The sequence below is a fragment of the Sorangium sp. So ce1036 genome, assembly GCF_051369805.1.
GTDB classification, from domain to species: Bacteria; Myxococcota_A; Polyangia; order Polyangiales; family Polyangiaceae; genus Sorangium; species Sorangium cellulosum_F.
Window position 1 is genome coordinate 4087852 of sequence record NZ_JBBMOX010000001.1, and the last position, 13788, is coordinate 4101639.

Consider the following 13788-nt stretch of genomic DNA (forward strand, 5'->3'; position numbering starts at 1 on the left):
GACCTACACCATCTCCTGCTCGGGCGAATCGGGGACATCCGGATCGGGCAGCGGGTCATAGCCGGGATCGGCGAATGCGGCGCCGCGGTGCCAGGTTCCGCCGGGCGCGATCCCGGCGGGGCGCATGATCGATGAGATGTCCTCCGGGCGAATCCCCCGCGATGCGAACATCGGAGCGGGATCGCTCAGGAACTCGTCGAGGCGGAACGGGTCGATGCTGAGGTCGGTCAGCAATTGGAATACGGAATTCACGGCGTCCTCCTGTGTGTTATGTTCAGCGTCGATGGGCTTCGCCAACCCGGACCTGGGCCTGAGCCTGTCCTGGTAGGCCTACCGGTTCATGTCTCGCCTTTGATCCTTTCCTTGTCCTCGGGCGGCAGCCTCGCCCAGGCCGGGTCACGGCGCACGATCGTGATCGCTTGGAGGTCCTTGCTCTCTCGAATTTCGTTGAGAGTTCTCCGCGCGGACTCCCAGTTCTTCTCCATGCAATCGAGGCCGCCGCTCATGGCTTGGCAACGAGCCTTCATCCCTTCGACCGCCACGCGTGCGCGCTTGAGCGCGGCCTTCAGCGTGGGGTTCTCGGAGATCTCGAGGTTGATGTTGTCGAGCTCTGCTAGCTCATGCAGGCCGTTCGCGACGAAATAGCGCGCAAGCGTGTCGTCGTTTTCCATCTGCAGCGCCTGCCACGCGTACCTCACACCCTCACGAAGCGTCTGTACGGCCTCGTGCTTCGCCACATGGTCGGCGTGAGCGGTGCGTTGGCGTAACAATCGAGCTGACTGGCCACCAGTGTAGATGGAGAGCTCCATCATGAGGCGAACCATCGTCAGGTCCCGGTTGAGCCCGCTCAGCTGCGCCTTCCCGATGTATTGCAGGGATTTGTCGTGGCTGAGTGGCATGCTGTTATGGTGCTGATTCAATGTGTTGTTGCTGCGGTCGGGTAGCTCGTCTGGGATGGAGTGAATGACGGCGAGGAACAGGTACGCCCAACCATAGGTCGGGTTGCATTGGGCCGCCGCTGAGAGGTCATCGATGGCATTTCTGTGGTCGCTCTTGAACGTCTTCGTGGTATGTGTGTCATGTATTTCCAGTGTCGAAAGAAGATCGTTCATGATCCAGCAGCGCATTGCATAGGTGGCGCCGCGGTGTGCAAGCATCCAGGGGTTGTTGTTCTTGATGCGCTTGGTTTTGTGCGACTCACACGCGGAGCACCTGGGCTCGGGGCAATCAGGGCTGGTGCATTCGAGGGCCTTCGTGAACAGCGCGATTGCTTTGCTGGTCAGCTGATGCCACGGCGCTACAGCGAGCCCGGAGCGCAGCAGGTTGTGGGAGCTCCTTGCGTTGCTCTCCTCGAGCGTCGAGGTGGACGCCATCGCCCAGAGGCGGTACAGCTCGCCCTGCTGCGCGCAGAGCCACCGCCAGTTGCGCTCCCGATAGAACGCGATCACGTCTTTGTTGAAGAGATCGTCGTGCGCTCCGTCGAAATCGCCGAGCGCCGCGCGAGCTGCGCCCCGGTGCGCGTACGCCCACCAGTATTCGGGGTTCTTCGTGGTGGCCGCGTCGAAGTGCGCGATCGCTCCCGAGTAGTTGCCCTCCTGGCGCATGGTCTCCGCGAGCGTCGCCAGTTCCGCTGCATTTCCGCTCATCTCTCGCCTCCTGTCGGTTGCTGGAACATCACCTGCCGCGAGGCCGCCGCGGTGCCGGTGCCGCCCGCCACGATCCGCCCTCGCATCGCGCGATCGACCGGCGCCGGCCCAACGGGGGGCACGTACAGCGTCGATACGTCCGTCACCGGCGCGCTCGCGAGCGCGCCGAGCGGCTTCTTCACGATGGTCGGCGGCTCGATCGGGTGCGTCGACGCGTCGTAGAGGATCGCCTCGTGCGAGCCCGGGAACCTGGCGCACAGCACCTCGGCGAGCACGCTCAGCCCCTGCCGGATCCGGTCGGTCGCATCCGGATCGAAGACGTGCGGGTTGCCGATCATCGCTACCTGCGACAGCACGAGCGGCGTGTGGATGTCGAAGGGGCGCCGCCGGAGCAAGAAGTCGGTCGCCTCGTACGTCACGCAGCCCTCGTGGCCGGGATCGATGCCCAGATCGGCGAAGAGGCAGTCGAGGAACGACACGCCGGGCAGCATCCGCGCGCTGTGCCCCTCGCCTCGCGCCAGCCGGATGACCTCGTGCGCCGGCGTGGAGAACACGCCCGGGTGGCCATAGAAGACCGCGCACACGCGCAGGTCTCGGCGCACCTCCGCGAGGATGTCGTCGACCATCCGGCGGTAGATCTCGCGGCGCGGGGGGCCATCGCTCGATCCGTAGCGCAGGGACACTGCGTCCGGGCGCAGCGAGCGCAGCCAGCCCGCGGTGCCCGCGTCGGCCACCGCGAAGAGCACACGATCCGCGGCCTCGATGGCGCGGCGGGCGGCGAGCGTGGTTTGCCCCGCCCACTGGATGCCGGTGCCGACGACGACGAGCGAGCCTTTGCTGCGGCGGTCGGCGATAGGGGGCTTGATGTCACCGAGCTGTCCCAAGGGAGTTACCTCGCGGCGTTGTGGACCGAGCGAGTCCGGTCGCCGACATGGTTTGCACGGGACGTTCCACCGGCGGGCTCGACGCCGCGTCGGCCGGCATGGCGGCGCCGCGTCGGCCGGCATGGCGGCGCCGCGTCGGCCGGCATGTCGGCGCCGTGTCGGCCGACATGTCGGCGCCGCATCGGCGGCGTGTCGGCCGACATGTCGGTGGCGTGTCGGCGGCGAACGATCCAGGCCGCCGCGCGCCGGCGCTACGTCGCGACGGTCGGCTGCTCGGCGAGCGGGGGCGGCGAAGGCTCGCTCCGCACGACCCGGTAGACCGGCGTCGGCTCCGACCTCGGCCAGACGCTCCGCACGCCGCCGGCCTCGAACTTCACCTCGCGCCGGGCCCGCGCGCAGACCGCCTCCTCGACGAGGATCTCCCCGGGGAGCGCCGCCCGCGCGAGGTGGGCCGCGGCGTTCACCGCCTCGCCCAGCACCGTGTAGCCGAGCTGGCCGCACGCGTGCGAGCCGACGCCCGCCGCGAGGACGTCGCCGGTGGAGAGGCCCACGCACACCCCGTGCGCGTACGGCGAGTCGTCGCCTGCGCGCTGCGCGATCGTCTCGATCTGCGCGCGCACGGAGAGGCACGCCTGGAGCGCTCGATCCAGGTGATCCGGCCCATGGAACACGGCCATCACGGCGTCGCCAACGAACTTGTCGACGATCCCGCCCTGCGCCAGGAGCTCCGGGACGATCACCTCGAAGTTGGCGTTGAGCACCCGCGTGGCCTCGGCGGGCGGCCGCTCCCTCGCGACGCGGGTGAACCGGTGGACGTCGACGAACACCACCGTCGCCTCGAGCGCCTCGCTCGCCGCGACGCCCGCGGGCCCGTGCGACCGGAGCCGCTCGATCACGGCCGCGCTCGTGAACCTCCGCAGCATCTCGTTCTCCTCGTTCGAGCGGGCCTTGCGCCGGTGCTCCTCGACATGGCGGAGGGTCTTCACGAGCGTCGCCTCGAGATCCTGGAAATCGATCGGCTTGATCAGGAAATCGAAGGCGCCCCGGTTCATGGCGAGGCGGATGTTGGTCATGTCACCGTACGCGGACACGATCACCGTCCTCGCCAGCGGGTTCACCTCCGGGACGCGCTCGAGGAGGGCGAGCCCGCCCATCACCGGCATGTTGAGATCGGTGACGACGACATCGATATCCGGATGCCGCCGGAGCTCGTCGAGGGCGTGCTGGCCGTTGGCGGCGAAGACGAGCTCATAGGCGGCGCGGTCGGTCTTCTTGAGGAAATGCAGATCGAGCAGGAGCTGGATGTCCGGCTCGTCGTCGACGAAGAGGATCTTGGCGCGCCTGGTCGCGGCATCGCAGAGCGCGGCGAAGGCCGAGACGAGCTCGCGGGCCGACTGGAACCTGCGAGAACGGTCCTTCGCCAGGGCACGCTCGAAGAAGCGATCAAGCCCCGGGGGGAGGTCGAGGGCGAAGGACGACGGCATCGGGAACGGATCGGTGCAGATGCTGACGATGAGCGCCCGGACGTCGCTCAGCGAAAACGGGAGATGGCCAGTGAGCGCTCGGTAGGCGATGACGCCGAGCGACCAGAGATCGGTCAGGGGGTGGGGGATGGCGCCGCGGACCTGCTCAGGGCTCATGTACGCCGGGGTCCCGAACTGGGCGCTGGACGGCTCGCTCGACGGATCGTCGCTCCCCTCGTGGCGCGTCCACCCGATCCCGAAATCGAGGATCTTCACGGACTCGCCGCAGGCGTTCCGGGCAAGGAAGATGTTGGCGGGCTTGAGATCGCGATGGACGATGCCCGCCGCGCTTGCGGCGTCGAGCCCCGCGCCGATCTGCCGGAGCAAGGACAGCACGGCCGCCGCCGGGAGCTGGTGCACCCGCCGGAGCCGCGACTCGAGGTCCTCGCCCTCGAGCAGCTCCATGACGATGAAGGGCGACCCCTGATCGATGCCGTAGTCATGCACCTGGACGATGTGCTCGTGCCGGACCCGGGCGATCGTCGTCGCCTCCTGCGCGAAACGGCGCCGCGCTTCGGCGGAGGCGACGTTCTGGGGAGCCATCCGCTTGATCGCCACCGTCCGGCGGAGCATCTGATCGAAGGCTTCCCACACGACCCCCATGCCGCCGTGGCCGATCTCGCGCCGAAGCGCGTACCTGCCTCCGATGATGTGGGCCTGCATGATAAGCCGGAACACCTACGCGCTCAGGAACCGCCGGTCAACGGGCACCGGGCCGGCAGGGCCGCGCTTGCGCGGCCACGGAGTCGCCCGCGTAGGCACGGGAGCCCCCGGTGCCGCACCGCGATCCGAGGAGCGACCCGAGGTGGTCTGATGTGTGCTGCGTGGGGGCGGTGGGCGTGATGGCGTCACGCGCTGACAGGCGCCCACCCGTCTTGCCACGATTTTCGAGGGCCGCGTATCCTCCACGCACGATGGTGGTGGAGCGGCCAGGGGCGACGACGCTCGGGGCAATGACGACGCAGCATCCCAGCGCAGTGGCCTCGCCGGGGACCGGCGCGCGGCTCGTACCCGCCCTCACCATCCTCTACCACCCTCGCCTGGAGCGCATCGGCGAGCGTGCCGTCCTGCGGGACATCGCCGTTCGGGATGCGGTGGAGCTGTCGCGGATGGCGCCGTGCTTCGTTCCGCCGGGGACTGCCCGCGGCGCGCCGCTCGAGGACATCCACCTCAGCCGCAAGCCCCTGCGCCTGCTCGCGCTACCCGGCCGGCGGATCCGGCTGGAGGCGGCTGGGAGCCGCATGCGCATCGCGGTGCAGGGCGCTCCGCTCCAGCCGCCCTGCGAGCTGTCGGAAGACGAGGTGGAGCAGGGCGTCGTCATCGAGCTCGCGGAGCGGGTCGTCCTGCTGCTCCACCTGGCGGATCCGAGCCCGCCCAAGCCGGGGGACCGCCTCGGTCTCGTCGGCGACAACGACGCCGTGGAGCGCGTCCGCCGGGATATCCGCCGCGTCGCCGACCTCGATGTGACCGTCCTCCTGCGCGGGGAGACGGGCACGGGGAAGGAGCTCGTCGCGAGGGCCATCCACGAGGCGGGCGAGCGTCGCGGTCGGCCCTTCGTCGCGGTCAACATGGCGGCGATCCCCCTCGCGCTCGCGGCCGCAGAGCTGTTTGGCGCCGAGCGGGGGGCGTACACCGGCGCCGTGCAGAGCCGACCCGGGTATTTCAGCCTGGCCCAGGACGGGACGCTCTTCCTCGACGAGATCGGCGAGGCGCCGCCCGACGCGCAGGCGATGCTCCTGCGCGCGCTCGAGACGGGCGAGATCCAGGCGGTGGGCGCCCATCAGCCGAGGAAGGCGCGCGCGCGTCTCATCGCGGCCACCGACGCGGATCTCGAAGCCCGGGTCGCCGATGGGACCTTCCGTGCCCCGCTGCTTCACCGCCTGGCCGGCTACGAGATCGCGCTCCCTCCGCTCCGCCGTCGCCGGGACGACATCGGCCGGCTGGTCGCCCACTTCCTGCGCGAGGAGCTCGAGGCCTCGGGCGAGCTGCACCGGCTCGGCTCCCCGGCGCCGGGCGAGCCGCCGTGGCTGCCCGCGCCCCTCGTGGCGCGGCTCGCGCGCCACGACTGGCCCGGGAACGTCCGCCAGCTCCGGAACGTGGTCCGGCAGATGGTCATGCGGAGCCGGGGGGCGGTGAGCCTCGAGGAGCTGCCGGTCCTCGAGCGCCTGCTCGAGCGGCCGACCCCCGCGCCGCGGACGCGCGCCGACAGAAGCAGCGAGGCGCCGGCCGTGCCGTCGCCCTCGGCGCGGGCGGCGGCGGAATCGGCCACCCAGGGCGCGGCGCCCCCGGGCCACGGCAGGGGAAAGGGCGCGGGGTGGCGCAAGCCCTCCGACGTGCGCGAAGAGGAGCTGCTCGACGCGCTCCGCCGCGCCCGGTGGGATCTCAAGGCGGCCGCTGAGCTGCTCGGCGTCTCGCGGACATCGCTCTACGCGCTCGTGGAGAGCTGCCCTCGCGTCCGCCGGGCCAGCCATCTCCCGCTCGACGAGATCGCCCGCTGCTACAGGGAGTGCGAGGGACACATCGACGCGATGGCCGATCGCCTCGAGGTGTCGAAGCGCGCGCTGCTGCGGAGAATCCGCGAGCTGCGTCTCGCATAGGCTCCACTGCCGTCTCGTGTGGTGGGAGCGTGATATTCCGTGGATCCATCCCAACAACGTGACCGGTATCCCAAGGACGGTCTTGAGCGTCCGCCCGGGGGCGGCCAGGTCGTTCGGCCTCTGCATGACGGACGTCGAGATCCTCGGCTCCCCCTGAGTCGATCCGGGGGAGACGGGCCTTATCGCCAGTGCGATATCGCCCGCGCTCGTCCTGCAACGCGCAATTTGTGGGACCCGCTTGGCGGACCGCACTAGAGTCCCCGGACATGAGCTTGACGTACATTGCCGTCGCGTCCCACAGCGCCTTATCGCCGGACGCCCTCCTGGCCGACGCCGCCGACGCCCTCCCGCGCGCGCCGCAGCGCGCGTTCTCCTGGTCGGTGGGCAACCTGGCTGCGCGCGTCTACGAGTACGACCGGGTGGCCTGGCACGAGACGGTCACGAGCAGCCCTCAAGCCATCTCCGCAGTCTCCGGGTACATGCTGGCGCGAACGGGCTCGCTGACGGCGCCGCCCTCCTCGCGCGACCTGCTGGAGGCGTGCGTGACCGTGGACGGCGAGTGGTCGGCCATCGCGGGCGACGAGACCGCGCTGCTGGCGGTCAGCTCGGCAGCGGGGACAGAGCACGTGTATGTCGACTGCAACTCGGCGTACACGGCGGTCTCCAACCGTTGCCGGCCGCTCTGGCGGCTGCGGGCGATGCAGGGGCTCGAGCTGCAGGCGGACCTGGGCTCGATTGCCCGGCTCCTTCATCTAGGCTACCCGTTCTGCACCGGAGGCACGGCCGTCCGAGGCATCGAGTTGCTCGCTCCGTGCGAATCCATCCGGCTGAGCCGCGACGGACGCGTGGAGCGCACCACGCGAAGGCCGCTGGAGCGGAGGCGCGCGCACGGCGCGGTGGATTGGCAGGCCCACGCGCTGGCAGCCAGGCAGCGCATGGCCGACGTGTGCACCTCGCCCGCGCCGATCCGCGCGGCCGTGACCGGCGGCAAGGACAGCCGGCTGGTGATGTCGATGCTGGACGCGCTCGGGGTTCCCGGGCGTGTCACGGGCTACCTCCGAGCGCCCGAGGACCACTCGGATTTCGTGGTCGGCAGGTCGATCGCCAGGATGCTGGGCCTGCGGTACGAGCGACTCGATCCTGACGAGCGCAGCGATCTGCGAAGCAGCGTGCAGAGCCACGTGAAGTTCACCGAGGGCATGCTCTCGGCGTGGGACATGAAGGACGCCGTCTTCCCGGGCGGAGAAATCGGCGTGCACGGGCTGCTCGGCGAGGTGTACCGGCGCAAGCAGAGCGACCCGTCGCTGTCCGCGGACGAGCTCGCCGAGAGCTTGCTGGCGCGGCGGTCCGCGAGCCGCGTCGTGCGCCAGGACCTTCGCCGGAGCCACGTGCGCTCGGTGCGCAGCTGGATCGCCGAGCTCGAGCTGCAAGGCGCTCCGCTCGAGCACGTGCAGGACCTGTTTTACTTGCAGCAGCGGGTCACGCGCTGGGTCGGGCAGGCCAAGCTCCACGACGGCCTGTGGGGCGCGCACGTGAACCCGGTGTTCGCGCTGCCCCTGCTGCAGGACTACTACGCACTCCCGCTCGCGGACCGCCTGGAGGAGCGGGTGCACTTCGAGCTCACGGCGCGCCTGTCGCCCAGGCTGGCCGCGCAACCGTTCGCGAACGCTCGCTACGCTCCGGCGATGGTCCAGCGCAGCGGTCACAGAGACGTGACGGTCGCGACCGCGCCCGTTCGCTCGATCAGCCGTCAGGAGCATTTTCTGTGGCGCAAGGCGGCGCTCAGGCATTCGCTCCCCTGGGTACGCGAGCAGCTCGACGTCGCGCGCCACGCGCTGGCCGAGGTGGTCGAGCCCGGCCGGATCGACGAGCTGGCCGCCGTGGCTGCTCAGGTCGCTGGCAGCGCCTCGACACGCGATGCGCTGAAGCTCGCCCGCGCGCCGAGGGTGCTTGCCACCGCCATGACCAACCCAACCCACCTGGTGATGGACGTCTTCTCGCTGCTCACCGCCGTCGCTACCCTTCGAGAGCTCGATTCGCTTCGTCGACGCGAAGGGCCGGCGGGGCACTCGAACCGGGCACCCGCAAGCCCTGCAGCGTAGCCGGAGCTCGATGGTTTGCCTCCGGCGGTAGACCGCGAGCCCCGCGCCTCCGGGGAGCGTTCGCCGCGGCGCTCTGCTCGGGTGTACATCACCGTTCCCGGCCCGAGCCTCGCCAGCACAATCACGCAGAGAGCGTGCTGCTCAGAAGATCGTGCTCTTCCACGAGCCCGCGTCGTGCGCGCGCTTCGGGGTGGGCGCTCGGGTCGCGCCCTGCGGTGCCCTGGGCGCGCGGGCCGGAGGCGCCGCCGCCGGGGCCGACGTGGGCGCAGGAGAGGGCGCCGTCGCCGGGGGCGCCGCGACGACCGAGGTCGACGTGGGCGAGGGCTCCGCCGCCCGGGATGGCTCCACGATCGGCGCGGGCGGGGGAGGGGGCTCCGCCCCCGGCTGCGACGCCGCGTCCGCCGCGGCCGGCTCCGCGGCCGGCGCCAGCGCCGCGCGCGCGCTCGCCCGGGACGTCGCGCGCGCCAGCGCCGCCTGGACGAGGCGGGCCGCGGCACGCGCCGCGCCGCTCTCCGCCGTCTGCGCGGCGGTGGCGTTCGACCGCGTCCAGAGCAGGCCGGCCGGGAGCGAGAGCCCGAGCGCCGCGACGAGGCCGGCGACCGCGAGGCGCAGCCGGCGCCGCGGCGCCGGCGTCGCGGCCGCCTGCGCCGGCGTCCCGGTCGATCTCGGCCCCGTCGACCGCGGCCCCGCCGACTGCGGCCCCGCCGACCGCGGCCCCGCCGACTGCGGCCCCGCCGACTGCGGCGCCGCCTCGCCGACCGCGTCCAGGAAGCCGGCGATCATCTGCGGGATGGAGGGGAATCGCTCCGCCGGATCCAGGGCGAAGGCGCGCGCGAACCAGGGCTCCAGCGCCTCCGGCGCCTCCGGGCACAGCGTGGCGAGCGGGGGCCTGTCGCCGGCGAGGATGCCGCCGAGCACGTCGGCCAGGTTGCGGCCGGGGAACGGCTGCCGCCCGGTGAGCGCCTCGTGCGCGACGACCGCGAGCGACCACATGTCGAGCTGCGGATCCGCGTGCCCCTCGCACGTGTGCTCCGGGCTCAGGTAAGCCGGCGTGCCGAGCACCAGGCCGTCCGCGGTCTGGCGAGGGAAGTCGGCGGGCAGCTCCTTGCGGATCCACTTGGCGATCCCGAAGTCGGCGACCTTGGCGCGCAGGCGGCCGTGGCGCCCCTCGACGAGCAGGATGTTCGACGGCTTGATGTCGCGGTGCACGATCCCGAGGCCGTGCGCGACCGACAGCGCCTCGGCGACCTGGCAGAGCAGCGACGCGAGCTCCTGCGCGGGCACCGGGCCGCGCTCCTGGATCTGCTGCCGGAGGGAGCGGCCGCGCACGTACTCCATGACGAGGTACGGGCCTGCCTCGGGATCCTCGCCAGCGTCGTGCACGGCGACGATGTGGTCGGTCTTCTGCCCGAGCTGCGCCGCGACCTGGGCCTCGAAGCGGAAGCGCCCGAGCACGTCGATGTCGGGGCCCATGCGCGGGGCCACGAGGAACTTGACCGCGACCTCGAGGCGCTTCACGCGGTCGTGCGCGCACCACACCTGGCCCATGGCGCCCTGCCCGAGCGGGCGCACGAGCCGGTAACGCCCGGCGATGACCCGCCCCTGCAGCGGCGCCGCCCGGGTCGCGTCCTCCGCGGCGCCGCGCGGCGCTGCAGGACCGGAGCCCGCCGGCCGCTCAGCAAACATGGCGGCTGCGTGCGCGCTGGACTGTACCCGGGATCCCGGCGATCGATCGAGCGCGGACAGCTGCGACGCGAACGGACTCCTCGGTGTCACTCCTGTGTTCCCGTCGCGTTGACGTGCGTGTCGAGCAACGCGCTGGGAGCGAGGGCCGGGGCATGTCCGCAGCGTACTCCGAACGCGGGTAGCTTCCAATCGCGAACCGCCGGAGATCCCTCGCGGCACGCACCTCGGCGCCCGCCCTACGCGCGGGCGAAGCGGCGCCACGCCTCGGGCAAGGGGCCGCCGAGCAGGCGCTCGGCGCCCGCGCGGTTCAGGATGGCGAAGGTCAGCTCGCCGGTGAGCGTCTCGGCGCCGCCCTGCAGGAGCCGCACGCCCACCTGCGCGGTGCGCGGGGTGTCGTGCACGATGCGCCCGCGGCCCTCGACCTCGACGCCCACGCGCACCGGACGGCGCAGCTTGAGCTGCATCGAGGCGGTGAAGCCGAACCGATCGAGCAGGCCGATGACCGCCCAGGCGGCGATCTCGTCCGCGAGCGTGGCGACGAGGCCGCCGTGCATGATGCCCGGCGGGCCCTGGTATTGCTCGCCGGGGACGAAGCGCGTCACCACCTCGTCGCCCTCGCGGGCGAAGCGGAGATGAAAGCCGATGGGGTGATGGGGGCTGCAGCCGAAGCACGGCTGATCGGGGCCAAAAAGATCGGGATCGAGGTCGGGCATGGGTGCGGACCGGCCGGACGGGGCGCCGGTCGGCGTCTTCTGCGCGGGGCCCGCGAGGAAGGCAAGGCGATCGTCGTCGAGGGCCGTCCGCGCTGTCGTTCACGCGCGCGCGGCGCGCTCTCACCCGGCGGCGCGGGGCCGCGGCCGGCCCACGAGGAGCGCGCGACGCTCGCGCCGGCGCGCCCGCGCGACTAAGCCAGCCCTCGGAGCAAGCGCCCCCATGCCCACGCTGCTGCACTCCCAGGCCACCAGGATCGGCGCGGCGCTCGTCGCGATCGCGATGGCGCTCGTCGGCTTCTTGCCCCTCTTCGACGGCCCCGGCTACGAGAGCGCGCTCGCCGCCGGCCTCCTCGTCCCGAGCGCCGCCGCGCTCGCGACCGCGCTCGACGTCGCGGCCCACCGGCCCGCGCCGATCGAGGCGCTCCGGCGGGGCCTCGCGAGCGGCGCGCTGCTCGCGCTCGTCGCGTACGCCACCACGCTCGCGCACGGCCTCCGCGCCGGCTTCTGCGACGTGCTCGGCGGCTCGGCGCACTTCGCCCTCGGCCCCGGGCTCGGCGCCGCGCTCGGCGGCGCCTGGGGCGCCGTCGCGGGCGAGATCGCCGCCGGCCTGCGGCGCGACGACGGCGCGCCCGCGCGACCGGCCTGGCAGCGCCGGCTCGTCGCCGTCCTCGCCGCGCTCGCCGCCCCGCTCGGCTCGATCGGCGTGAGCGTCGTCCGCTTCTACACGAGCCCGATCGTCTTCGCTTACGACCCCTTCGCCGGCTTCTTCAGCGGCACCCTCTACGACACCGTCGTCGACGCCTCCGGGCTGCTCACCTACCGCGCCGGGACCGTGGCCACGCTCTCCGCCGCGGCCGTGCTCGCGCAGCACCTCGTGCACGACGGCGCCGGCCGGCTCTCGTTCCAGCCGGCGGGCCGCCCCGGCCTGCTCCTGCTCGGCGCCGCGAGCGCCGCGATCAGCCTCGGGACGCTCGCCGAGGGGCCGCGCCTCGGCCACTTCCAGACCGCCGAGACCATCGCCGCCGAGCTCGGCGCGCTCGCGAGGGGCAGGCGCTGCGAGGTGGTCCACCCGCGCGGCATGCGCGACGGCGACGTCCGGCGCTTCGTGCGCGAGTGCGACGCGCACGTCGAGGCCGGCGAGCGCTGGCTCGGCGCGCCGGCCGAGATCGACGGCGCGCCGCTCCGGATCCGCGCCTACCTGTTCGAGAGCGCGGCGCAGAAGGGCGCGCTCATGGGGGCGTCGCGCACGTACGTCGCGAAGCCGTGGCGCCGCGAGGTGTACGTGCAGGCGGCCGGCTACCCCCACCCGACGCTCGGGCACGAGGTGATGCACGTGCTCGCCGGCGCCTTCGCCCGCGGCCCGTTCAAGGTCGCGGGGCGGCTCGGCGGGTGGCTCCCCGATCCGGGCCTGATCGAGGGCATCGCCGTCGCCGGCTCGCCGCGGGAGGGCGAGGACCTGAGCCCGCGCGCCTGGGCCAAGGCGATGAAGGACCTCGGGATCCTGCCGCCGCTCTCGCGCCTGTTCGCGCTCGGCTTCCTGGCCGAGAACTCGTCGACCGCCTACACCGTGAGCGGCGCGTTCGTGGGCCACGTGCGCGCGACGTACGGCGCCGGCGCGGTGCGCGCCTGGTACGGAGGGCAGGCGCTGCCGGAGATCACCGGCGCGTCGTGGGAGGCGATGGAGCGCGCGTGGCACGCCGAGCTGGACGCGCTCTCGCTCCCCGACGCCGCCCGGGCGCAGGCCAAGGCCCGCTTCGACCGGCCGGCCGTGTTCGCGCGGCGCTGCCCGCACGTCGTCGACGCGTGCGCCCAGGAGGCCGAGCGCCTGCGCGCGCGCGGCGACCACGAGGGCGCCATCGCCGCGTACCGGCGCATCCTCGAGCTCGACGAGGGCCCCGCCGCCCGGGTGGCGATCGCGGAGACGCGCCTCGCCAGCGACGCGCCCGAAATGCGGCGCGAGGGCGTGCGCGAGCTCGAGGCCCTCGCCGCCGACGCGTCCGTCCCGCGCCACCTCCGCGACCGCGCGGCGGAGCGGCTCGGCGACGTCGCGCTCGCGGCGGGCGACCGGGAGCGCGCGGTCGGCTGGTACCGCGGGGTGGCCGAGCGGCTCGTCGACGAGGACCGGCTCCGGACGCTGGAGGTCAAGACCGCCGCCGCGAACGACGAGCGCGCCCGCGCGGCGATCGTCGAGCTGCTCATCGGGACCCGGGATGGCGCGCCGGACCGGGTGCGGGCGGCCGAGCTGCTCGGCGCCTGGGCCGCGCAGGCGCCCGGCGACGGGTTGCCGAGCTACCTCCTCGGCCGCCACTACCTGAACGACGGCCGCTTCGACGAGGCGGCCGATCGCCTGGAGCGGGCGCTCGCGGCCCACCTGCCCATCCAGCGGATCTGGATCGAGGCCAAGCGGCTGCGGCTCGTGGTCGCGTGCGGCGTCGGCGACGCGGCGACCGCCCGCCGCATGTTCGCCGAGTACGCCGCCCACGACGGGTCGGCCGGCGCCGGGCCCGCCGTGAGCGAGGAGCGCCGGGACGCGGCCCTGCGCCTGCTCGAGCGCTGCGCAGGGACGGGGCCCGGCGCGACGTCCCCGGCGGCCGCCCCCGACCCGCCGGCCGGACAAAAATGAAGAATGCCCCTCGT

The 13788-nt window shown here is 72.7% G+C and carries 9 protein-coding genes; 3 read left to right on the forward strand and 6 right to left on the reverse strand.

The window, feature by feature from the left end; translation table 11 throughout:
* Positions 1-3 precede the first annotated feature (3 nt).
* From WMF31_RS15580 to WMF31_RS15595, 4 genes are all read right to left on the reverse strand, one after another.
* The gene (locus tag WMF31_RS15580) at positions 4-252 is read right to left on the reverse strand and encodes a hypothetical protein (RefSeq protein WP_436602700.1); all 249 of its coding nucleotides are present in this window, start codon (positions 250-252) and stop codon (positions 4-6) included.
* An 86-nt stretch (positions 253-338) separates the two neighbouring features.
* Entirely contained in the window at positions 339-1646 is a 1308-nt protein-coding gene (locus tag WMF31_RS15585) for a hypothetical protein (protein WP_436602701.1), read from the reverse strand.
* A complete protein-coding gene (locus tag WMF31_RS15590) occupies positions 1643-2530 on the reverse strand; it encodes an SAM-dependent methyltransferase (RefSeq protein ID WP_436602702.1) in 888 nt (295 codons plus the stop codon). Before WMF31_RS15590 ends, WMF31_RS15585 begins: the two co-directional genes overlap by 4 nt.
* A 251-nt stretch (positions 2531-2781) precedes the next feature.
* The gene (locus WMF31_RS15595) at positions 2782-4716 is read right to left on the reverse strand and encodes a protein kinase domain-containing protein (RefSeq protein WP_436602703.1); all 1935 of its coding nucleotides are present in this window, start codon (positions 4714-4716) and stop codon (positions 2782-2784) included.
* 290 nt (positions 4717-5006) lie between these two features.
* Between WMF31_RS15595 and WMF31_RS15600 the strand changes: the two genes are divergently transcribed.
* Together WMF31_RS15600 and WMF31_RS15605 are read left to right on the forward strand one after the other, a co-directional pair.
* The gene (locus tag WMF31_RS15600; protein ID WP_436602704.1) at positions 5007-6650 is read left to right on the forward strand and encodes a sigma 54-interacting transcriptional regulator; all 1644 of its coding nucleotides are present in this window, start codon (positions 5007-5009) and stop codon (positions 6648-6650) included.
* A 266-nt stretch (positions 6651-6916) separates the two neighbouring features.
* Positions 6917-8752 carry a hypothetical protein gene (locus tag WMF31_RS15605; protein ID WP_436602705.1) on the forward strand — a complete coding sequence of 612 codons (1836 nt, stop codon included), beginning with the start codon at positions 6917-6919 and terminating at the stop codon, positions 8750-8752.
* Positions 8753-8893: 141 nt separating this feature from the next.
* Here the strand turns inward: WMF31_RS15605 and WMF31_RS15610 are convergent, their stop codons facing one another.
* Positions 8894-10438 (reverse strand): serine/threonine-protein kinase, encoded by a 1545-nt coding sequence (locus WMF31_RS15610; protein WP_436602706.1) that lies wholly within the window; start codon positions 10436-10438, stop codon positions 8894-8896.
* Positions 10439-10674: 236 nt separating this feature from the next.
* On the reverse strand, positions 10675-11151 hold the full coding sequence (locus WMF31_RS15615; protein ID WP_436602707.1) for a PaaI family thioesterase: 477 nt from the start codon (positions 11149-11151) through the stop codon (positions 10675-10677).
* 220 nt (positions 11152-11371) lie between these two features.
* Here WMF31_RS15615 and WMF31_RS15620 point away from each other — a divergent pair, with 220 nt between their 5' ends.
* Positions 11372-13774, forward strand: a complete 2403-nt coding sequence (locus WMF31_RS15620; protein ID WP_436602708.1) for a hypothetical protein — start codon at positions 11372-11374, stop codon at positions 13772-13774.
* Positions 13775-13788: the final 14 nt, after the last annotated feature.

Coding starts and splice junctions, on each gene's coding strand:
- WMF31_RS15585 (WP_436602701.1), bottom strand. CDS start 1,646: ATGAGCGGAAATGCAGCGGAACTGGCGACGCTCGCGGAGACCATGCGC.
- WMF31_RS15595 (WP_436602703.1), bottom strand. CDS start 4,716: ATGCAGGCCCACATCATCGGAGGCAGGTACGCGCTTCGGCGCGAGATC.
- WMF31_RS15600 (WP_436602704.1), top strand. CDS start 5,007: ATGACGACGCAGCATCCCAGCGCAGTGGCCTCGCCGGGGACCGGCGCG.
- WMF31_RS15605 (WP_436602705.1), top strand. CDS start 6,917: ATGAGCTTGACGTACATTGCCGTCGCGTCCCACAGCGCCTTATCGCCG.
- WMF31_RS15610 (WP_436602706.1), bottom strand. CDS start 10,438: ATGTTTGCTGAGCGGCCGGCGGGCTCCGGTCCTGCAGCGCCGCGCGGC.
- WMF31_RS15615 (WP_436602707.1), bottom strand. CDS start 11,151: ATGCCCGACCTCGATCCCGATCTTTTTGGCCCCGATCAGCCGTGCTTC.
- WMF31_RS15620 (WP_436602708.1), top strand. CDS start 11,372: ATGCCCACGCTGCTGCACTCCCAGGCCACCAGGATCGGCGCGGCGCTC.